This window comes from Flavobacterium cheonanense, from assembly GCF_039539185.1.
Lineage (GTDB): Bacteria > Bacteroidota > Bacteroidia > Flavobacteriales > Flavobacteriaceae > Flavobacterium > Flavobacterium cheonanense.
Map to the genome: position 1 here is coordinate 335,889 of NZ_BAABCT010000001.1, position 23,223 is coordinate 359,111.

At 31.6% G+C, this 23,223-nt stretch carries 16 protein-coding genes; 8 read left to right on the forward strand and 8 right to left on the reverse strand.

The window, feature by feature from the left end; translation table 11 throughout:
• Position 1: 1 nt before the first annotated feature.
• From ffh to ABD766_RS01670, 6 genes are all read right to left on the reverse strand, one after another.
• Positions 2-1,339: a signal recognition particle protein gene (gene ffh / locus ABD766_RS01645; RefSeq protein WP_298306954.1), complete on the reverse strand. Its 1,338-nt coding sequence runs from the start codon at positions 1,337-1,339 to the stop codon at positions 2-4.
• Positions 1,340-1,472: 133 nt separating this feature from the next.
• Positions 1,473-1,937, reverse strand: coding sequence for a hypothetical protein (locus ABD766_RS01650; protein ID WP_344815078.1), 465 nt, complete (start codon positions 1,935-1,937; stop codon positions 1,473-1,475).
• 74 nt (positions 1,938-2,011) lie between these two features.
• On the reverse strand, positions 2,012-3,787 hold the full coding sequence (argS, locus tag ABD766_RS01655; protein WP_344815079.1) for an arginine--tRNA ligase: 1,776 nt from the start codon (positions 3,785-3,787) through the stop codon (positions 2,012-2,014).
• Between the two features lie 386 nt (positions 3,788-4,173).
• Entirely contained in the window at positions 4,174-4,368 is a 195-nt protein-coding gene (locus tag ABD766_RS01660) for a hypothetical protein (protein WP_344815080.1), read from the reverse strand.
• 153 nt (positions 4,369-4,521) lie between these two features.
• Positions 4,522-5,529 (reverse strand): 3-oxoacyl-ACP synthase III family protein, encoded by a 1,008-nt coding sequence (locus ABD766_RS01665; RefSeq protein WP_344815081.1) that lies wholly within the window; start codon positions 5,527-5,529, stop codon positions 4,522-4,524.
• Positions 5,530-5,685: 156 nt separating this feature from the next.
• Complete coding sequence (locus ABD766_RS01670; protein WP_298307712.1) at positions 5,686-6,018, reverse strand: YegP family protein; 333 nt, start codon at positions 6,016-6,018, stop codon at positions 5,686-5,688.
• 568 nt (positions 6,019-6,586) lie between these two features.
• Between ABD766_RS01670 and ABD766_RS01675 the strand changes: the two genes are divergently transcribed.
• The 4 genes from ABD766_RS01675 (at position 6,587) to ABD766_RS01690 (ending at position 10,353) form a co-directional block, all read left to right on the forward strand.
• Positions 6,587-7,141, forward strand: coding sequence for an REP-associated tyrosine transposase (locus tag ABD766_RS01675; RefSeq protein WP_344815082.1), 555 nt, complete (start codon positions 6,587-6,589; stop codon positions 7,139-7,141).
• Between the two features lie 222 nt (positions 7,142-7,363).
• Positions 7,364-7,999: a hypothetical protein gene (locus ABD766_RS01680; protein WP_344815083.1), complete on the forward strand. Its 636-nt coding sequence runs from the start codon at positions 7,364-7,366 to the stop codon at positions 7,997-7,999.
• 117 nt (positions 8,000-8,116) lie between these two features.
• On the forward strand, positions 8,117-8,701 hold the full coding sequence (locus tag ABD766_RS01685) for a hypothetical protein (protein WP_344815084.1): 585 nt from the start codon (positions 8,117-8,119) through the stop codon (positions 8,699-8,701).
• 1,046 nt (positions 8,702-9,747) lie between these two features.
• The gene (locus ABD766_RS01690; protein ID WP_344815085.1) at positions 9,748-10,353 is read left to right on the forward strand and encodes a hypothetical protein; all 606 of its coding nucleotides are present in this window, start codon (positions 9,748-9,750) and stop codon (positions 10,351-10,353) included.
• Between the two features lie 109 nt (positions 10,354-10,462).
• Here ABD766_RS01690 and ABD766_RS01695 read toward each other — a convergent pair whose 3' ends face one another.
• On the reverse strand, positions 10,463-11,722 hold the full coding sequence (locus ABD766_RS01695) for a T9SS type A sorting domain-containing protein (protein WP_344815086.1): 1,260 nt from the start codon (positions 11,720-11,722) through the stop codon (positions 10,463-10,465).
• Between the two features lie 151 nt (positions 11,723-11,873).
• Here ABD766_RS01695 and ABD766_RS01700 point away from each other — a divergent pair, with 151 nt between their 5' ends.
• On the forward strand, positions 11,874-14,282 hold the full coding sequence (locus ABD766_RS01700; protein ID WP_344815087.1) for a prolyl oligopeptidase family serine peptidase: 2,409 nt from the start codon (positions 11,874-11,876) through the stop codon (positions 14,280-14,282).
• A gap of 57 nt (positions 14,283-14,339) precedes the next feature.
• On the opposite strand, the gene ABD766_RS01705 is transcribed toward ABD766_RS01700, so the two are convergent.
• Entirely contained in the window at positions 14,340-15,260 is a 921-nt protein-coding gene (locus ABD766_RS01705; RefSeq protein WP_344815088.1) for an ABC transporter ATP-binding protein, read from the reverse strand.
• A gap of 193 nt (positions 15,261-15,453) precedes the next feature.
• Here ABD766_RS01705 and ABD766_RS01710 point away from each other — a divergent pair, with 193 nt between their 5' ends.
• The 3 genes from ABD766_RS01710 (at position 15,454) to ABD766_RS01720 (ending at position 23,157) form a co-directional block, all read left to right on the forward strand.
• A complete protein-coding gene (locus tag ABD766_RS01710; RefSeq protein ID WP_344815089.1) occupies positions 15,454-16,869 on the forward strand; it encodes an autotransporter outer membrane beta-barrel domain-containing protein in 1,416 nt (471 codons plus the stop codon).
• A 594-nt stretch (positions 16,870-17,463) separates the two neighbouring features.
• Positions 17,464-21,102: a carbohydrate binding domain-containing protein gene (locus tag ABD766_RS01715; RefSeq protein ID WP_344815090.1), complete on the forward strand. Its 3,639-nt coding sequence runs from the start codon at positions 17,464-17,466 to the stop codon at positions 21,100-21,102.
• An 87-nt stretch (positions 21,103-21,189) separates the two neighbouring features.
• Positions 21,190-23,157, forward strand: coding sequence for a beta strand repeat-containing protein (locus ABD766_RS01720; protein WP_344815091.1), 1,968 nt, complete (start codon positions 21,190-21,192; stop codon positions 23,155-23,157).
• Positions 23,158-23,223: the final 66 nt, after the last annotated feature.

A 23,223-nucleotide genomic window follows, 5' to 3' on the forward strand; every position in this document is an offset into this window, starting at 1 on the left:
ATTATTTCATACCTTTCATTCCGCCCATCATGCGCATCATGTTTTTTCCTCCTGGTCCTTGCATCATTTTCATCATTTTGCTCATTTGGTCAAACTGCTTCATCAATTGATTTACTTCTTCTATCTTTCTACCAGAACCTTTTGCGATTCTAGTTTTTCTTTTCATATCGATTATTGAAGGTTTTGATCTTTCAGTTGGTGTCATCGAATGGATAATTGCTTCAATATGTTTGAATGCATCATCTTCAATTTCAACATCTTTAAGTGCTTTTCCAGCACCTGGTATCATTCCAACCAAGTCTTTCATGCTACCCATTTTTTTAATTTGTTGAATTTGAGCTAAGAAATCATCAAAACCAAATTCATTTTTAGCAATCTTCTTCTGAATTTTTCTTGCTTCTTCCTCATCATATTGCTCTTGAGCTCTTTCTACAAGCGAAACAACGTCTCCCATTCCAAGAATTCTATCAGCCATACGTGAAGGATAGAACACATCAATTGCATCCATTTTTTCACCAGTACCAATAAATTTAATTGGTTTATTTACAACAGATTTAATTGTAATCGCTGCTCCACCACGAGTATCACCATCTAACTTTGTAAGGATAACTCCATCAAAATTTAATCTATCGTTGAAAGCTTTTGCAGTATTCACAGCATCTTGTCCAGTCATTGCGTCAACAACAAATAAGGTTTCTTGTGGCTGAATAGCTTTGTGAACATTTGCAATCTCAGTCATCATTTCTTCGTCAACAGCTAAACGACCAGCAGTATCGACAATTACTACATTAAAACCATTGGCTTTAGCGTAAGCAATAGCTTTTAACGAAATATCAACTGGATTTTTGTTTTCTGGTTCAGAATAAACCTCAACACCAATTTGATCTCCAACAACATGCAACTGATTGATAGCCGCAGGACGATAAATATCACAAGCAACCAAAAGTGGTTTTTTGTTCTTTTTAGTTTTAAGATAATTTGCTAATTTTCCAGAGAAAGTTGTTTTACCAGAACCTTGCAAACCAGACATTAAAATAACAGTAGGATTTCCTGAAAGATTAATTCCTGCAGCATCACCACCCATTAATTCGGTTAATTCATCTTTAACCAATTTCACCATTAATTGTCCAGGTTCTAATGTAGTTAATACATTTTGTCCTATTGCTTTTTCTTTTACTGATGTAGTAAAATCTTTAGCAATTTTAAAGTTAACATCGGCATCAAGTAAAGCACGACGAACTTCTTTAAGAGTTTCTGCAACGTTTACTTCTGTAATTTTTCCGTGTCCTTTTAGGATATGGAATGCTTTATCTAATTTATCGCTTAAATTATTGAACATAATTTGTGGTGTTTTCTAAAAAATGAAGTGCAAATTTAAGCATTTGAAATTGAAGTATGAAAGTATTAGAAAGAAAAAAACCACTCGAATGACGAATGGTTTTTAAACTAGTCTTTATTTATGTGGAATTGATTTAATTTTTTTCAAAAGTTAATAAATCTGTTCCTCCATTTCCACCGCTAACATCTCTTAATTCGATTTTTGAAGCAGTGTAGGTTAAAATATCCCAATCATCAGTAAGGTCTGCAAAATTGGTTGGAGTAGTGAATCCAATATTGAAATCTAAATCATTACTAGGATTATCATCATTACTATCACCTGATGTTACTGACCAAGTTCCGTTGTATGTATTAGAACCATTTGAAGCTGTTAAAGCACTTCCTGTTCCAAAAGTGAAGTTATAACCAGTAAAATTTGAAGTCTTAATTGTTCCAGAATCGTTATAAAGAGTTATCCTCCATGTTCCTTGATTGACCGTATTTATTACAGGAGTTGGATCGGCAGGTGGATTTGAATTATTATCATCGTTACTGCACATAGAAGCAACGTTTAGCATAAAAACGCAAAGCAAAATTGGTATTAATTTTAGTGTTTTCATAATATTAATTTTATTTGTTTAGTAAAATAACTCAAAAAAATCAATTAAATTACTTTGTTAAGCAAATCTTAAGTTTACATTCTCTCAGGAACTTCAATTCCTAATAATTGAAAAGCAAGTTTTATAATATCAGCAACTTTCTTAGATAGTTGAACTCTGAAAACTTTTTTATCTTGATTTTCTTCTCCAAGTATAGATACATTTTGATAAAACGAATTAAATTCTTTCACCAATTCATAAGTATAGTTGGCTATTAAAGCCGGACTATGATTACGAGCTGCATCTTGAATAGTTTCTGGGAAAAGTTCTATTTGTTTAAGTAGTTCTTTTTCTTTTGGATGCAATTCAATTGAAACAGACAAAGTTGTATCAAATTCTGCTTTACGCAAAATCGATTGAATACGAGCATAAGTATATTGAATAAATGGACCTGTATTTCCAGCAAAATCTACAGATTCCTCTGGATTGAACATCATTTGCTTTTTCGGATCTACTTTTAGCATGTAATATTTTAAGGCTCCAAGACCAATTGTTCTATACAATTTAGCTTTCTCTTCCTCAGAATAACCAGCTAATTTTCCTAATTCTTCCGAAATTGATTTGGCTGTTGTAGTCATTTCTTCCATTAAATCATCGGCATCAACTACAGTTCCTTCTCTAGATTTCATTTTTCCAGAAGGCAATTCTACCATTCCATAAGATAAATGATACAAACTATCAGCCCAATCAAAACCAAGTTTCTTAAGGATTAAGAACAAGACTTTAAAATGATAATCTTGCTCATTTCCAACGGTGTAAACCATTCCGCCAACATCTGGAAAATCTTTTACACGCTGAATTGCAGTTCCAATGTCTTGTGTCATATACACTGCAGTTCCGTCTGAACGAAGCACGATTTTTCTATCCAATCCATCTGGTGTTAAATCAATCCAAACCGAGCCATCAGGATCTTTTTCGAAAATTCCTTTTTCCAAACCAAATTGAACTACTTCTTTTCCTAATAAATAGGTATTTGATTCATAATAATAACTATCAAAATCAACACCTAAACTTTTATACGTTTGAGCAAAACCATCATAAACCCATTGGTTCATAGTTTTCCAAAGTTCAATAACTTCAGGCTTTCCAGCTTCCCAATCTAAAAGCATTTGTTGTGCTTCTAAGATAATTGGAGCTTGCTTTTTAGCTTCTTCTTCCGTTTTTCCTTGAGCCATTAGCTCATTGATTTGAACTTTATATTCTTTATCAAAAGCAACATAAAAATTTCCAACCAACTTATCTCCTTTTAAACCTGACGTTTCTGGAGTTTGTCCGTTACCATATTTCTGCCAAGCCAACATCGATTTACAAATGTGAATTCCTCTATCGTTGATGATTTGAGTTTTGTAAACTTTCTTTCCTGAAGCTTTAATAATTTCGGCAACAGAATATCCTAATAAATTATTACGAACGTGACCAAGGTGCAAAGGCTTGTTGGTATTTGGCGAAGAATATTCCACCATAACCGCTTTGGAATTTGATGATGCCTCAACAAATCCATAAGAACTATTATCTTTTATTCCGTTGAAAAAAGTAAGATAGAATGCATCAGAAATTACAATATTTAAAAATCCGGCAACTACGTTGAACTTTTCAACTTCGGCTAAATTTTCAACTAAATGAGTTCCAATTTTGGTTCCGATTTCTACAGGGTTTCCTTTAATAACTTTCAATAGCGGAAAAATTACCATAGTAATATCACCTTCAAAATCTTTCCTCGTAGCCTGAAATTCAATTTTGTCGATAGTGATATCAAACTGTTTTTGAACGGCTTCAATAATGGCTGGAGTTAAGATTTGTTGTAAAGTCATTTTTATTATTTTTTGAGGTTGCAAAGATAGAATATAATTGGAAAAAGTTTTTATAAAATTTAAGTAGGGTAACTATTTTTTGAATTGTTTTATTGTAGAATTAAATTTACATAAAATATAAGAAAATAAATACAAATAAATAAAATACATGTATTTAAACGATTTTATTTGCTTTTTATCGTTTTTTGTATAATATTTATCGGGCTAAATAAAATTCATCTAATGATGTTACTTTTATTGAAACAAAAACCTAACTAAATACATTAAAAAATTAAGCGCCTTTTTTGCCCCAACAGAAAACAGCTTTTATGATTCAAATTATAATGCATTTGAACTAAAAAACCCCGAAGTGCAATTCGGGGTTTTTATTTTTAATTAAATATCATTTAGAATAATCCTTCTGATGTGCACAATCCAAAACCAATAATTAATAAGACTATCAATGTTATGGCAATTTTTAATTTAGTTTCTGTAGAACTATTTTTTAATTTGAAAATTTTAGGAACTCCAACAAGAAAAATTATAAAACTTAATAATCCTACGACACCTCTGGCAATAGCACCTTCAACTGAGTAACCCAACTCATAAATTGCATAGCAAATTGCCGAAAAATTTATAACTAATAAAATCCAAGAGGAAATATTTGATTCTTAGTTTTTCTCTGAAAAAAATAATTTATCAATGTAATAACCTAGAAATATTGGACAGAATAATATCAGTAAAAAAATCATTTTTTACCATTTAATTATAGCACTTGCCCAAGTAAATCCGCTACCAAAAGCTGCTAAAACAACAGTATCGCCATCTTTAATTTTACCTAATTCCCATGCTTCTGTAAGCGCTATTGGAATAGACGCTGCGGTTGTATTTCCGTATTTCTGAATGTTATTGAAAACTTGATCATCAGTCAATTTAAACTTTTGCTGAATGAATTGAGATATTCTCAAATTAGCCTGATGCGGAATCAACATATCTATATCAGAAACTTGAAGATTATTGGCTTGCAAACCTTCATTGATAACTTCGCTAAAACGAACTACAGCATTTTTAAACACAAATTGACCATTCATATGAGGAAAATAGCTTTCGTCATCTGGATTGTTATCGGCAATGATATCCGTAATCCATCTACCACCCATTCCTGGTGCTAACACTGCCAATTCCTTTGCATGTTGACCTTCTGAATGTAAATGTGTAGAAAGAATTCCTTTGGTAGTATCTACCTCTCTTGATACCATTGCTGCTCCTGCTCCATCTCCAAATATAACTGATACACCACGACCTCTATCGGTCATATCTAAACCAAGTGATTGCACTTCTGAAGCTACCACAAGGATATTTTTATACATTCCAGTTTTAATAAACTGATCGGCAACAGAAAGTGCATAGATAAATCCAGAACATTGATTTCTAATATCTAAAGCTCCAACCGTTTTTAAACCAAGTTCTTGTTGTAAAGCAACACCAGGTCCAGGAAAATAATAATCTGGTGAAATTGTTGCAAAAACTATGAAATCAATATCATCATTGGCAACACCAGAACGTTCAATAGCAATCTTTGCAGCTTTAACTCCCATAGAAGTTGTCGTATCTTCACCTCTTACTATATGTCTACGTTCTTTTATACCAGTGCGTTCTTGAATCCACTCGTCTGTGGTGTCCATAATTTTAGACAAATCATCATTAGTAACCACATTATCAGGAACATAATATCCTAATCCTATTATTTTGGAATTATACATGTATTATCGTTTTATCAATTTTAGTGACACAAATTTAGTCATCTTTTAAAAAAGCACATCATTTATCGCTATAAATTTTGAATTTAATAGTTTAATAAACCATTATAAAACAAAAAAACCAGTCGCAAAACTGGTTTCTTTAGTATTCAAAATTGATTATGCCGATTGATCATCAACAGTTGCATCTGGTGCATTTTTCTTAACTGATTCAATTCCGTTATCTCTTGAAGCTACACTTTCATACATTTCACTGTTTCCAATGATTTGACCATTACCAGCTTTCAAGTTGAAATAAGGTTGTCCGCTTTTAGCTTCCAATCTATCAAAACGACCATCGTCTTGCGAATTTTTTCTAACTGATTCTATACCATTTAAGCAAGCTGCTTTAGTTGTATAACCTTCACTAGCAAGAATAGTTTGCCCATTTCCTGCTTTTAAATTGAATTGAAACTCACCATTTTTTCTTGTTGTGATTACAAATTTTCCCATGATTTATGTTTTAGTTTTTTAATTTAAAATTTTAATAAAATTAAAAGTTTTTTTTAAAATAAACAAATAATATCTGTCCTATTTTTACTACTTCATTACTTTAACCGACTGTCTTCCAGTATCAGTGTGCAAATTTATGAAATAGATTCTTTTTGATATTAAAAAACAAACTCCGTAAAAAAGTCCAACTGAAATAAATGATTTAGAAAAAGTTCTATTTTAAAGAGTCATAAATATCTCCTGACTTAGCTAACTTTTTTTTAATATATTTGAGGAAGCATATAATATTAATATTTGTGATTAAAGAGTCTAACAATGATTACATTGAAATTCATTTGGAAAGTACTACAGATATGAAAAATGAAATTAGTAAGACGCAAAGTCAGGAGACATTTGCGCAGCGCAGTGTTAGAAAGAATCCCGACCGCGCGGATATGTTCCAAGGTCGATAGCGCGGAATTGCATTCCGTGCCCACAAAGAAACTAAAAAAGTGCCCACAAAGAAACTAAGAACTACAACAATAAAAGTTGTAGTTTTTTTATATATTTGTTATTCAACTTTACGCCAATGTCAACAAAATACAAAGCCACAACAACAGAGGAATGCTATTTTATCACAATCACAACTGTTGGTTGGATAGATGTTTTTACTCGATTAAATCAAAAATACGTTATAATAAATGCCTTAAAACATTGCCAAGAGCATAAAGGTTTAGAAATTTATGCTTATGTGTTAATGAGTAGTCATCTTCATATACTTTGCAAAGCAACAGAAGGTTTTATACTATCTGATGTAATTAGAGATTTTAAAAAATTTACTTCAAAAAAAATAATACAAACAATTATTGAAGAACCTGAAAGTAGAAGAGAATGGATGCTAGATTATTTTGAAAAAGCTTGCGAACATTTAAAAAGGAATCAACAATACAAAGTTTGGCAAGATGGTTATCATGCAGAACTTATTTATAGTAATTCATTTATCAAGCAAAAGGTTGATTATATTCACAATAATCCAGTTAAAGATAAAATTGTTGCCTATCCTGAGGATTATTATTTTAGTTCCGCAAGAAATTATTCAGGATTAGACCATGATTTAGAGGTTGTATTGTTAGATTTATTTTGATGATTATTGTGGGCACGGATTGCAAATCCGCGCTATCGGGTTATTTAAAGTTAGGGTAATGTTTAAAGGTTAGTTATGACTTATTTTCAAACATCTAACAAACCGGACATAAGAGCAGCGCAGAGCTAGAAAGAACTCTTTGCGGAGCTTGAATAGATTGGCAAGAAAGGTATGATTGCTTAAAGAAAAATTATCCAGTTCCTAAAATTAATTTTTATACCAATGAAAAAACTTTTTAAAATTACAATGATACTAACCTTTATTTCTTTTAAAGGATTTAGTCAGGAAAATTTAAACTTTGATTATGAACACATTTTTAAAAACTGGATTTATCTTGAAAAACCTTCAGAATTTGAAAAAAAAAGTAATAGTTTAGAAACAATTACGGTTAAAAATGATTCTATTTATAGAATTTTTATGGCGAATGTACAATTAAAATTATCTGATGTTAGTTCTAACTTGCCTAAAAAATTTATTGTCAAATGTTTAGAATTGAATGAAAAAAGTATCATATATACTGATAAAAACTTAACAGCATATAATGTTGGTATTCATGGTTTTTTATATACAAGTCAATGTGGTGGTAGGATGATTTTAGTTTTTGATTCAGAAACTGGAATGTCTTATCGTGTGTCTGGATTTATTGGAAATGATTTATTAAGTTTAATTACCAATTTAAAAGATTATAATTATAAAGAAGAAAATAAAGATTTAAAGAGTAAATCAATTATTAAGAAATATTTCATTAAAGATGTTGATTTATTGTGTATTTATAAAGGATTGACTTGTGAGGATTCAGATAATTATATTAAGTATCCATGTTTAAAATCTTGTTTGGGTTACATAATTACAGAATAGATGAACACTATCTCCAGCTCTGCAAATAGTTCCCATGAAAAGCTCCGCAAACGTCTCTTGACTTTGCAGATTAACCTAGCTTAGTAGAGAGTTATCTTAATTTTAATCATTAAAAAAATGAAAAAAGTAATATGGTTATCAATGTTTTTATTATTGTCATGTGGTAATGATAAAAATTCAGGTTCATTAAAAACAACCCACAAATATTTAAATGAATATCTATTAACCCGTGATAAAAAATTTCTAAAAAAAGGGTATGATGAATTAAATAGGAATGTTGGCTTCAACGAAAAAGGGATTACTGATAAAAATCGAGAAATAGTAATTCCATTATTAATGTATTTAAGAAAATATGATGAGTTAGAAAAATTAATGATTAATTATAAATCTATAGATATTAATAAAAAAGAAATTTCATTAAATCTGATTAAATCATTAAAAGTGAATAAAAAAGATAAACTTTTATCAAAATCATATATTGATAAAAATTTAAAATTGATAAAGGAGATGATTTTAAAAAACCCTAAAGATTCATTATTGTATGGGGAGTACTTTGTAATGAAGTTATATAATAGTGACAAAAATACAGTATTAAAACAAATTGATAGTATGCAAAAAAGTAATAAAGTTTATTCGTCAGAATTTTATAATTTATTACTAAAAGATTTGATAAACAATTATCCTAAAGAATTTTTGTATTAATTATGGCAACTCCCAGCGAAATTTATGTAGCGCAGCGTTAGAAAGAACTCTTTGTTTAGCTTCGGTTATTCTACTTTGTTGGAACAGCAATTTAAGATGCAAATAATCCTTAAAATATTTTAATTTATGTTAAAATTATATTACAGAATAATGTTGAGTTCGATATATACAGCTCAAAATAATGGAACTATGAGTTCTATATGGAAATTTGCTTCAAATTTTTATTTTGCTTTCTCCTCGTCAATTTACATTTTGTATATCTACTTACTTTTAGATAATTTCTTATTAAATGATAAATTAGAACTTCTAATTATACGATTTACCTATTTTAATGGTTACAATTTTCTTCTTAACATGCTTGCGTACTTAATAATACCAATTATGTTAATTAATTATTATTGCTTTTTTTATAAAAATAAATACGAAAAAATAATTATTAAAAATAATAAATACTATTCAAAAATATATTTTGTCATTTACTTTTTAATGTCTTTTGCTTGCATGTTTTTAATTTTATTCACTGCAAAAAAATAAACTCTATTTCAAATAAGGTAAAAATAGGATTATTATATTTAAACATAACTAAACAAAATGTTTAAATTGAATGATCCTTAAATTTTCTTAACTTTGAGGAATCGCTATATTTAAAAATAAATAGTATCCATACTATTTTTATTACTTCACTACTTTAACCTACTGTCTTCCAGTATTAGTGTACAAATTGATGAAATAGATTCTTTTTGATATTAAAAAACAAACTCCGTAAAAAGTCCAACTGAAATAAATGATTTATCAAAAATTCATATATTAAAGAGTCACAAATATCTCCTGACTTTGCAATTTTTTTAATATTTTTGATAAAGTATAAAATATGAATATTTGTGATTAAAGAGTCTAATACTGATTAAATTCAAATTCATTTGGAAAGTACTACAGATATGAAAAATGAAATTAGTAAGACGCAAAGTCAGGTGACATTTGCGCAGCGAATTGCTAGAAAGAACTCTTTGCAGAGCTTGGGAAAAACTATTAAACAATAGATAAATATGAAAAATTTGTTAAGCTTAATGTTTATTTTAACATCTTTATCTATATATGGGCAAATAAATTATGATAAATGGGATAGTTTGACTGAAAAATCATTCCAACATTCTGTAGAATTAGTAAAAAATCACGAGAGATTTTATGCGATAGGAGCTAATAAAACTTGTTGCTATACTAATGGTGAAAGAATGGATTTTATAAAGTTTATTGATTCAGTGAAAATTATAAAAAAAAGCTGGAAAGAATATTTTATAATTGAAACTATTTTGAATGGAGAGACAGTAGTAATTCAAAATTACATTATTCATAAAAAAAGCAAGAATTATTTTGAAGTGATTTTGGTTGAAAGAAGTGGTGAAAGATGGACAATAGCAAAAAAAAGCAAAATCAACCTTTCAAAAGAATTTACTCAATATTTTGAAAGGGTTCCTCTTTTTGAAGGTATAAATGTTAAAGAAGTTATTTTATCTAAATTCACCAATGACAAAGTTGAATCTTCTGAATATTTTATAATCGGAACAATAAAGCAACCTTTGCCCTTTATAAGAGTATTTGCAAAATATATTTATTCTGAAAAAGAGAAAAAATTCATATTAGATCCTCTGTAGGAACCGTGCCCACAGCTCCGCAAAAAGTTCCTCTGAAAAGCTCCGCAAATGTCTCCTGACTATGCGGAATCGCTATATTTAAAAACAAATAGTAGCTATCCAATTTTTTCTACTTCACTACTTTAACCGACTGTCTTCCAGTATTAGTATGCAAATTGATGAAATAGATTCCTGCAGGATAAGGAAAATCAAAAGTGTACTTTTTGGTCATAGCGCCTTCAATTTCGTCAAGCTTTAGTTGTTTTATAAGTTGTCCTGTGCTAGAATATAATCCTAACATTAAATGATCTACACCTTTAAAATCAATTTCTAAATTCAGCTTGTCTTTTATTGGGTTTGGTGCAACCCTAACAGCTAATGGTATTCTAGCTTGCTCTTGAAATTGATTAACTGCTAAATTATTAGTCATTTTGTAAATTGTAGTTCCACAAGCATAAGCCAAATCATTATTTAAAATAAAAATTCGATTCAAGTTACTTCCTACTGTTGTGTTTGTCCAAGTATCGCCACCATTTGTAGTTTCATAAAAACCTGTGGCATGACCGCCCATCCAACCATGATTTTCATCTAAAAAACCAACTGCTTGAACATCTACTTCTGGAGCAACTTTTGTTGTCCAAGTAGCACCATTATTTATAGATTTTATAAGTTTACCATTATTTGGAGCTACAGAAGAAACAGCTCCAAAAATTACATTGGTATTATTGTGTAAGGTTTGTAATTTCCAAACATATTCACCAGGAATAGTTCCGTTGTAAAGAATTGACCACGTTGTTCCTCCATCGGTAGTTTTTAAGATTACTGCTCCAGTAGCGTTATTTCCGGCAGCATAACCTGTATTTTCATCTAAAAATAATACTTCTACTAGTGTATTTGCGTGTGCACTCATATCAATATATTGCCAAGTAGCACCACTATCGGTAGATTTTATAATGTAAGCCGGAGAAAAATAAGCACCACAGCCATAAACCGTTGAAGTTCCAACACAATCCAATCCACAAATAGCAGCTAGATTTGGCGTTATGGTAACCAAATTCCATGTGGCTCCACCATCAAGAGTTTTGTAAAATTTACCATTCAAACTTCCTAAAAAACCAATATTGGCGTCAAGAAATTCTATATTTCTAAAATAATGACTGCTACCAAGTATCGCATTATTGGTTTGTAGATTCCAATTTAAACCACCATCGGTTGTTTTGTAAACTGCAGCATAAAATCCATTAGCGGCCCAACCTAAATTTTCATTCAAAAAGAAAACATCATCAAATCGTTGTCCGTTGGTGTTCACAGCAGTATTTGGAAGTGGTGACCATGTTAATTGCGCCGAAGCAAAAGAAGAAATCAGCGATAAAAAGTAGAATTTTTTCATCAATCAATATTTTGCATAAAATTATAAAATTAATTGGCTGTAGCTTAAAATTGATAACTTTTTTTAAGGATATTTTTAACACAAACCAAAACAATTATGTAACAAGTTTGTTTTACTTTAGTCCAATAAATTTTCACTAAAACTAAACTTTATGAAATTACGATTTATTGCATTATTGTTTTTGGGGGTTATTAGCTTCACTTCTGCACAAGAAAATCTGAGCTACCAAAAGCCTTCAGCAGAGATTTTAGCTCTTGCCGATTATGAAAGAGCACCATCTGTAAGTATGGATTCTAAAAAAGAGTACATGCTTTTAAGTTACAGAAATACTTACAAAACGCTTGACGATTTAAATCAAGAAGAAATGCGATTGGGTGGTTTACGTATTAATCCAGTAACTAATATTTCGAGTACTGTTACGTATATCAGCAATTTAAAAATCAGAAAAATTGCTGCTAAAGATGAAACTCAAGTATCAGGTCTTCCTCAAAATGCAAGACTAACTAATATTTCTTGGTCGCCAGACGAAAAGAAAATTGCATTTACGAATACTACGAATTCTGGAGTTGAACTTTGGATAATTTATGTGGCAACAGCTTCGGCAAAAAAAATAACCTCAGACAATTTGAATGCCAATTTAGGAAGTCCTTATAGTTGGATGAATGACAATCAAACCTTATTGGTGAAAGTTTTGCCAAAAAATCGTCCGGCTTTAATCAATGAGAAAAAAGATTTACCAAAAGGACCAACCGTTTCTGTAAGTGATGGTTCAAAATCTCAAAATAGAACATATCAAGATTTGTTAAAAAACAAAAATGACGAAGCTAATTTTGATGCTTTAGTAACTTCGGAATTGTATAAAGTGACGATTTCTGGAGCTTCAACTTTATTCAAACCAGCAGACATTTATGCTGGAGAAAGTTTTTCACCTGACGGAAATTATTTGATGCTTACTACAATTCAAAAACCTTATTCTTATATTGTTCCATTGAGTCGTTTTCCACAAAAATCTGTAGTTTATGATTTGAATGGAAAAGAAATCAAACAAGTAAATGAAGTTCCTTTAACGGAAATTATGCCAAAAGGTTTTTCTTCAGTAAGAAAAGGAAAAAGAAGTATGAGTTGGAGAGCAGACAAACCTGCAACTTTAGTTTATGTAGAAGCACTTGATGAAGGTGACCAAGCTAAAAAAGTAGATTATAGAGATGAAGTTTTTCAATGGAATGCGCCTTTCAATTCGGCACCAACTTCTATGATGAAGACACAACAACGCTTTGGCGGAATCAGTTGGGGAAATGACACATTTACAATAGCATACGATAGTTGGTATGATACTAGAAATGCCAAAACTTATTTGTTAAATCCATCTAATCCAAATGAAACTCCAAAAGTAATTTCGGATAGAAATTCTCAAGATATTTATTCAGATCCAGGAAATTTTGAAACCAAAAAGAATGAATTTGGAAGATATGTAATTGCAACAGAAAATGGCAATGCTTATTTAATTGGTGACGGACATACCAAAGAAGGTCAATTTCCTTTTATCGATGAATTAAATTTGAAAACATTAAAAACAAAACGTCTTTACACTTCAAAAATGAAGGACAAAAAAGAAGATTTAATGTCTATTGAAGATTATAAAAAAGGAGATGTTTTAGTGATGATTCAATCTAAAAATGATTATCCTAATTACTATTTTAGAAACATTAAATCTGGTAAATTAACACCAATTACAGCTTTTAAAAATCCATTTGAAAGCATTAAAAATGTGTATAAAGAAGTAATTAAATACAAAAGAAAAGATGGCGTAGATTTGTCTGGAACATTATATTTACCAGCAGGTTACGACAGAACTAAAAAAGAAAAATTACCTTTATTAATTTGGGCTTATCCAGCAGAATTTAAAGATAAAAACTCAGCTGGACAAAATGATAAAAATCCAAACGAATTTACATTTCCAAACTATGGTTCGTTTGTTTATTGGGTAACTAAAGGTTATGCTGTTTTAGATGATGCATCATTTCCAATTATCGGTGAAGGAACAACTGAGCCAAATGATACTTTCATTACACAACTAGTTGATGATGCTGAAGCTGCAATTAACGCTGTAGATAACTTAGGATATATCAATCGTAAAAAAGTTGCGGTTGGCGGACATTCATATGGTGCATTTATGACAGCTAATTTATTAACACATTCTAATTTATTTGCATGTGGAATTGCAAGAAGCGGAGCTTATAACAGAACTTTAACGCCTTTTGGATTTCAAAGTGAGCAACGTAATTACTGGGATGTTCCTACAATTTACAACGGAATGTCTCCTTTTATGAATGCAGATAAAATGAAAACACCATTACTTTTAGTTCATGGTGAAGCTGATAACAATCCTGGAACATTTACACTTCAAACGGAACGCTATTTTCAAGCATTGAAAAACTTGGGAGCACCAACTAGAATGGTAATTCTACCTAAAGAATCACACGGATATGCAGCTAAAGAAAATATTTTCCACTTACTTTGGGAACAAGATCAGTTTTTAGAGAAGTATTTGAAGAATTAGTGAAGAGTGATTAGTAATAAGTGAATAGTAAATAGACCTTTGAAGAAATTTGAAGGTCTATTTTATTTTTAGATAAGTTTGTGTTGTTTTGGGAATTTCTGAATTGTGTTCGAAAAATAAAATTTCGTTTCCCAATTTTGCTTCAATCAAGTAATGACTTCCTCTGAAATAAGAGTTTAAAACCTCAACTTTTATATCAGAATTTTCAACAACTTTAATTTGATGTGGGTAAATGTATTGTAATTTACCATCAATATTAATTTCATTCACATCACCAAAAAGTGAGGCAATATATTTAGATTTTGGATTTTCAAAAATTGCTTTTGGAGTTCCACTTTCAATGATTTCTCCATTTTTCATTATTAAAACTTCATTAGCAAATGAAAGAACATCAGTGCTGTCGTGAGTTGCTGTTATACAAGTAATTTGTTTTTCCTTTAGATAAGCGAATAATTTTCTTCGCAAACTGTTTTTTCTAAAGTTATCGATATGACTGAAAGGTTCGTCAAGTAATAAAACCTCTGGTTCTAAGGCTAAAACTCTTGCAATTGCAACTCTTTGCATCTGACCACCACTAAGATTTTTGGCTTTTATATCGAAAAAGTCTTCCATTTCTACAATTTCTAAAAGCTCCTTTACCCTATTCCATTTTTTTTCAGCATCAATATTTGACAAATACTTTCCAACGTTTTCTGCTACTGTAATATAAGGCATCAAATCGAAATCTTGTGCGAGATATTTCATGAAATCCATGCCTGGAATCAAATTGTATTTTGGTCCTAAAACTTCTATATCATTCCAAAAAATATTTCCGTCGTTCAAGTCATGCAAACCATAAATTAATTTTAGAAGCGTACTTTTTCCACAACCACTCTCGCCAATTATAGAAACGTTATGACCTTTATGGATTGAAAAAGCACTTTTTTTAATGGTAACTTCTTTCGAATAAGAAAAAATTATGTCTTGAACTCTAAGCATTTTACAAAAATAACAACTTATTTGATACATTTTATCAGTGATTTACGCCATTTACGATAAAGTTTTGATAATTAGCTAAATGAAAAAAAAATATTTTATTTAATGAGATAATTTAGTGAAATTTGTAGCCCCAATTCTTTTAATAACCTTTGCAATTTTTGAATCGATATTTTTCAAAATAATTTGAATAACAATGGAAATTAAAAAAATATTATTTTATTGTATTTTCTTAATCAGCTTTATTTCTAAAGCTCAAGTCGGTATTGGAAGAGTTAGTCCCAATGCTTCTTCTATGTTGGATATTACTTCTAATAATAAAGGTTTACTTATTCCCAGAGTGTCCTTAACAAGTTCTTCCGATGTAACAACTATAGCATCTCCAACAACTTCATTATTAGTTTATAATTCAGGGTTTGCACCGAACGGTTATTATTACTGGAATGGTACGCTTTGGGTTCAATTAGCAACCGTAAATAATACAAATTGGACGATTTCTGGAAATAGCGGAACAAGTTCAGCAACAAATTTTATTGGAACTACAGATGATGTAGATTTAGTGATAAGAAGAAATAACATTCGTAGCGGATTTATTGGAAACCCTACAATAGCTTCTGGTAATAAGAATACTTCTTTTGGTGCAAATTCTTTAAATGCAGTTGGAACAGGCATACGAAATACAGCTATTGGAACCAATGTTATGCCTAGTAATACTACAGGACAATTAAACGTTTCTATCGGTGACCAATCCATGTTTTCAAACTTGACTGGAAATACTAATACCGTGATAGGTGTTGGCGCTTTATATTCTAATTCATCAGGAAATGAAAATGTAGCTCTTGGAAGAAATGCTTTAACAAGCGCTAATGCTAATAATAATACCGCGCTTGGTTTTGCATCACTTCGTCAAAATTCAACTGGAACTAATAATGTTGCCATTGGACATCAAGCTGGTTATAACGAAACCGGAAGTAATAAATTATATATTGAGATGTCTACTGCAGCAAACGGAACTGACTCAAGTATAGATAATGCTTTAATTTATGGTGAATTCAACAATAGAATTGTTAGAACTAACGGTACAATTCAGGTAGGCAATCCAGCCACATCTGGGTATTCTTTTCCTACATCAAGAGGAACTGTGGGTCAAGTTCTTCAAACTGATGGTACTGGAGGAACAAGTTGGGCTAATTCAGTAAATAGCTTATCATTAGTAAGAACTAATTTATCAGCAAATCAAAATGTTGCATCAACTGGTTGGCAAAAAATCACTTTTAATACTATTGCTTTTGATACCAACTCCGAATTTAACACAACTACTAATAGATTTACTGCAACAAAAGCTGGCTATTATGAAGTAAATGCCGGTTTTCACACTTTCAATAAATCAGATGCTGAATATTATGGTATTGCCGTTTATAAAAATGGTGTAGAATATCAAGAAACTTCTTCACATCATTATGGAGACAAATTGATTTCGAGAATTATCAACTGTACCATTAACTTAATTCCTGGTGATTATTTAGAAATATATATTTTTAATGGAAATGCACCTTCAACAATTGATGCTTATACAGGGAAAAGTTATTTTGAGATTAAGCAGTTAAAATAAGTCAAAAAAACGAGTGTGCCATTTCTAAAAAAATATCGATCTTGCAGCTTAATCAATAAGCTTCCTGGATTTGGATTGGCAAAAACTTACTTCTAATTATAAATTTTCATCATCAATACATTATTTGTCAAAATTTATTCAGAAGATAACTTTGGATAATATTTTGGGAAACGAAAACTGCATAACAAAAACTTTTAAAAATAATTTTGGTGACATATTACTTTTATGCATGCTAAACATTGATGCGTTTTAAAAACATTTTCATTTAAATTTTTATATAATTAATAAAACCCAATAACAATAATTACAATATTGATATTTTTATTGTTATTTTTTTAGACAATGCACAACTCAAACGTTGTATTAACATAAGATTAAAGATATTTTACCTATACATTAGTACAACATTATATCAATTAATGTTTAATTATCAAGAAGTAAGTATCTAAACAATCATTGTTGAAACTGAATAATAATCTAATTTTTTATAGTTTTTTTAAACATTTCAAATTTCGTATAGTTTTTATACACTAAAACTTTATTAATTGAGAAAATTAAACTTGTAAGTTTGAAATTGAACAAAATCAAACAATTATGAAAAAATTTTATTTACTACTATTGATATTCCTATCGAATTTTGGGATATCGCAAAACTTACTCACCAATGGTGATTTTGAAAATGGTACAACAGGTTGGACGTTTGGTTCTCCTGGAGTAGTTGCTTCCGGAGAAGCTTTCTACAGCACAGCTAATGCTGGAGGAGATCCTTGGGGAACAGAACTGAAACAGACAAACTTGTCATTTACTGGAGGGTCTTCTTACACGTTAACTTTTAGAGCCCGTGCTGCAGCAAACAGAACGATGTCTGTTAATATCCAAAATACAAATATTTGGAACGATCAGTTTAGAAACAATGCTGTTGCTTTGACAACTACAATGACAACTTATAGCTATACTTTTAACGCTACATCAACTAATGGCAATGCTCAACTTAATTTTCATATGGCTAATATGGGAGTTAACACAACAGCAGCTGTATATATTGATGATGTTGTACTTGTTCTAAACGGAGGTGGTGGACCAGTAGCTCCAGCAGCACCTGTTGGATATGTTGTAAATAGTCCAACTTCTTCAAGTGTTTTTATGGCATGTGGACCTAACAATGCTGGAAGTGGTAATATCGTTTACCGTTTATTCTATTCACCAACTGCTACAGCTCCTGCAAATCCTACAACAGCAACTCAATATACGTTTGGAAGCATTGGAGGTGATGGAAACGGAATAAGTGCATTTGGATTTACTTTAACTGGACTTAATGAATCAACACCTTATACTTTTTGGTTATATCAATATGATACTGTTAGTGGTTTGTATTCTTCGCCTACCTCAGCAACTGCAACTACAACATCATCAACTAACGTTCCTCAACCTGTGGGATTTGTTTCAAATACTCCACAATCAACATCTATGTTTTTAGCGGTTGGTCCAAATAATGTTGGTGGAAATATTGTATATAGATTATTTTATTCACCAACGGCTACAGCACCTGCTAATCCATTAACAGCTACACAATATACTTTTGGAAGTATTGGTGGCGATGGAGGCGGTACTAGTGCATTTGGATTTAGATTAACAGGTTTAAGTTCATCAACACCTTATACTTTCTGGCTATATCAATATAATACTGCAACTGCAATTTATTCTCTACCTGCTACTTCTTTTGGTACTACATCAGCACCTCCAGTTGTTTTGGTACCACCAACAACTAATGCACCAGTACCTACGCGTAATGCTGCGAATGTAGTTTCAGTTTTTAGTAATACTTACTCAAATATTGCAACTAATTATAATCCTAATTGGGGACAATCAGGTTTTGGCGTTTTAAATCAAGCGTTTGAGGCTGTTCCAGGTTCGGGTAATACTATTTTACATTATGCTAATTTTAATTATCAAGGAACTAATTTAACTCCAACCAATTTATCATCAATGGAATTCTTACATGTTGATCTTTGGACACAAGCTTCAACATCTTCTGCTATAATCAAAGTGAGTCCTATTAATTCAGGTACTGGTCCTAATGAAGTTCAAGTGACTATTAATCATACTCCTGGACAATGGACAAGTGTAGATATTCCTAAAAGTGCTTTTGGTGGTCAGACATGGGATAATGTAATTCAAATGATATTTGCAGCAAATGGTCCTGGTAGTACAACACCAATTGACATCTATGTAGATAATGTTTATTTCTGGAATAATCCTGGGATTAATACTGATGCCACTTTAAGTGACTTACAAGTAGATTTTACTCCTGTTGATGGATTTAGTTCTTCGCAATTTTCTTATACTTATACTGTACCATTTGGAACTACTACAATTCCTCAAATTACTTCTGCTACACCAAATGCAGGTACTTCAACAGCTGTCATAACTCAAGCAACTGCTCTACCAGGTAGTGCAACAGTTGTAGTTACTTCTCAAGATCCTGGGGTTCAACTAACTTATACTGTTAACTTCTCTTTCCCACCACCTCCATCACAACCTGTTGGTTTTGTTGCAATAAACCCAACAACAACTAGTGCATTTTTAGCTTGTGGTCCAAATAATGTTGATGGAAATATTGTTTATAGATTGTTTTATGCTCCAACAGCAACTGCTCCTGCAAATCCTACAACTGCTTCAGAATATACTTTTGGAACAACAGCAGGCGATGGAAGTGGAGCTAGTCCATTTGGATTTGTTCTAACCGGACTTACTCCAAATACAAATTATACTTTTTATTTATATCAATATAACATTGCAACAAATCAATTCTCTGCTCCAGGTACTGCTTCATTAACTACTTTATGCTTACCTGTAAATTGGTATATTGATGCTGATGGTGATGGATATGGAGCTGATTCTACAGTAGTTACTTCTTGTACTTCTCCTGGTGCAACCTATGTATTATTAGGTGGCGATTGTAACGATGCTAATGCTGCTATCAATCCAGGAGCAGTTGATGTTTGTTATGATGGAATCGACAACGATTGTAATGGTATAATTGATAACAATTGCACACCAATTGTTGGTTCATTACCAGCAGGAACATGTGGTACAACTCTTGCAGGTTGGTTCTCAACTGTTACTGCAAATTGGACTAATTTTGCTCAAGGATACAGATTCAGAATCACGAAAGTTGATATGAATACAAATGCTCCTATAGCTGCAGCAGTTATTGTTGATAGACCAGTAAATAACATTTCATTGGCTAACGTTCCAGGAACGACTTATAACTCAAGATATATGTTTGAGATTGCAGTTCGATACAATAACGTATGGCAACCCTTCTTTGGAGCACCTTGTTACTTAAACACACCAAATCCAGTTTCAACAATTGGCGCACAATGTGGAAGTACATTAACAGCTATGAACCAATGGATAAATGCAGGAGCTGTTTCTAATGTTTCAGCTTATAGATTTAGAGTTACAAGAGTAATTGCAGGTGTTCCAACAGGAGCTTCTCAAGAAACTACACAGCCATCTAATAAGTTTAACATGACTCAATTGTCTGGTATCTTGTTTGCAAGTACTTATAGAGTAGAAGTTTCATTAAGAAATACTGATGGTACCTTCTTACCTTATGGTACACCATGTGATATTAATACCCCAGCTTATCCTACTACACAAGTAAGAACAGTTCAATGTAATAACTATCAAGTTACAAGCAACTCTGAGTTAATTATTGCAGACGGAGTTAATGGAGCAACCATGTACCGATTTAGAGTTTACAACGGAGTTGATTATGATACATTCTACGACAACCAATTCAACAGATTTACATTAAACAACTTCCCAGGATTAATTCCAAACGGAGCCATTTATTCTGTACAAGTAGCGGTTAGGTTACCAAATGAGACTAGTTTTGGTCCATATAGTAAATCATGTACCATCAAAACTCCAATGCAAGCAAGAGCTATTGCATCAGATGTTCAATTAGAAGTAGTAAATGTATTCGAGGCTTTGGCTTATCCAAACCCATTTGCAGAAAACTTCAAGTTGGATGTGAAAACTAATAGCGAAGCTAACATTCAAGTTAGAGTTTACGACATGATAGGAAAACTAGTTGAGGACAAAATGATAAACGCTTCTGATATTCAAAATTTTGAATTAGGAAACCAATATCCATCTGGAGTTTACAATGTAATTGTATCTCAAGAGTCTAACACTAAAACACTACGTGTAATAAGAAGATAATTTAAATTAAAGCTAAATATTAAAAATACCTCTCTTTCTTTGAGAGGTATTTTTTAATATTTTTTCATGCATATTCAAGAAGTAATTATGAAAAATTTCACATCAATTCGAATCATAATAGTATTTCTATTTACCATAGTGAGTCAAGCTCAAGTAGGAATTAATACCCCAACACCTCAAGGAGCATTAGATATAACATCATCAAATGATGGATTATTAATACCTAGAGTAGCTTTAACAATTACCACAAGTGCATTGCCACTAACATCACCAACAATTTCTGAATTAGTATACAATTCTGCGACTGTTGCTGATGTTACACCTGGTTTTTATTATTGGAATGGAACAATTTGGGTTAGATTGGCAACTGGAGCATCAAATGATTGGAGCATTATAGGAAATACAGGAATTGTAGACGGAACTAACTTCATAGGAACTGCTGCAGGAACAAACGTTGATGTTGCGTTTAGGAGAAATAACTTAGCTGCTGGAAAAATTGGAGCAACAAGTACTTCTTTTGGACTTGGAGCTCTTACAGCCGGAGCAACATCGAATAGCACTGCTTTTGGAACTAATGCTTTACTACTCAATACCGGTGATAATAATGTTGCTATTGGAAACGGCACATTAGCAACCAACATTACAGGTATTCAAAATACAGGTATTGGAAATAGTGCATTAACATTAAACACAGGAAATGCAAACTCTGCACTTGGATTTGAAGCATTATTTACAAACTCTAGCGGAAACAACAATACTGGAGTAGGATTTGAAGCCATGCGAGGAAATACTACAGGAAGCAACAACACCGGAATTGGATTTCAAGCATCAAGAAACAATCTTATAGGATCCAATAACACCGCATTAGGATTTCAAGCATTAAACGATAATAGAGCTAACTTTAATACAGCTGTTGGAACACAAGCATCAGCTTTACTTAATTCTGGAGCTTCAAATACTTCAGTAGGTTATCAAGCTCATGGAAATGCAACAACAGGCTCACAGAATGTAGCTATAGGAGAACGATCACTTGGAAGAAATAACGGAAGTGCAAATACTGTAATTGGTTGGGAAGCAATGTTTGGAGCTACTTCTACTGCAAGTAACTCTACTGCTGTTGGATGGCATTCTTTATTTAATAACTCAGGGGCTAACAATACTGCAATAGGCTACAATGCTTCGCAAGGAAACTCAACTGCAACAGAAAATACTGCAATTGGTGCTGGCTCATTAAATGATAACAGTACAGGTTCACGAAATACAGCTGTGGGACGTAATGCAGGTTTTGCAACTACATCAAATGATGGTACTTTTGTCGGATTCAATGCAGGTGCCTTTTCTACTGGTACACAAAATGCAGTTCTTGGTGCTTATGCATTAGATGCTAGTGGAGCTTCAGCTAGAAATGTTGCCATTGGATATAATGCACTAACAAACACTACTTCAGGAGTAAACAATACAGCCATAGGCCATAGTGCTTTGTCTAGTTTGGCAACAGGTTCAGGTAATGTAGCTATCGGTTATCAAGCAGGATTTACAGAAACAACTAGTAATAAATTATATATTTCTAATTCAAATACTACTCCAACCACTTCACTGATTTATGGCGAATTTGCTCCAACAAGAATTCTTAGAACTAATAGTACCTTTCAAATTGGTGATCCAACAGGAACAGGTTATGTTTTTCCTATTGCTCGTGGTGCAAATAATGAAATTCTACAAACAGATGCTTCTGGAGTTTTAAGTTGGAACTCGAAAACAGTTAAACCTTATCTTACAACTGGAGCATTGGCAGGAGTATATATAATCCCACTAACTGAGTACACAGTAAGAGTTTTTAATAGTGTATCAGAGGTTAGACTACCTTCAGCTGTGGGAAATATTGGAAAAATATTCATTGTTATTGGAAGCAATACTATTTCTGCAAAAATATTCTCTACTGCTGGAGGTGTTATTTATGATGATGTTTCAAATACTTTTATTAATACACTAAATCCAAATGAAAGATATATGGTGCAAAGTGATGGTACAGATTGGATTGTAATTGGAAGATAAAAGATAAATTATAGTCTATCCTCTTCTTTTTATGAGCTTTATAATATCTTCAACTAAAATATGTAA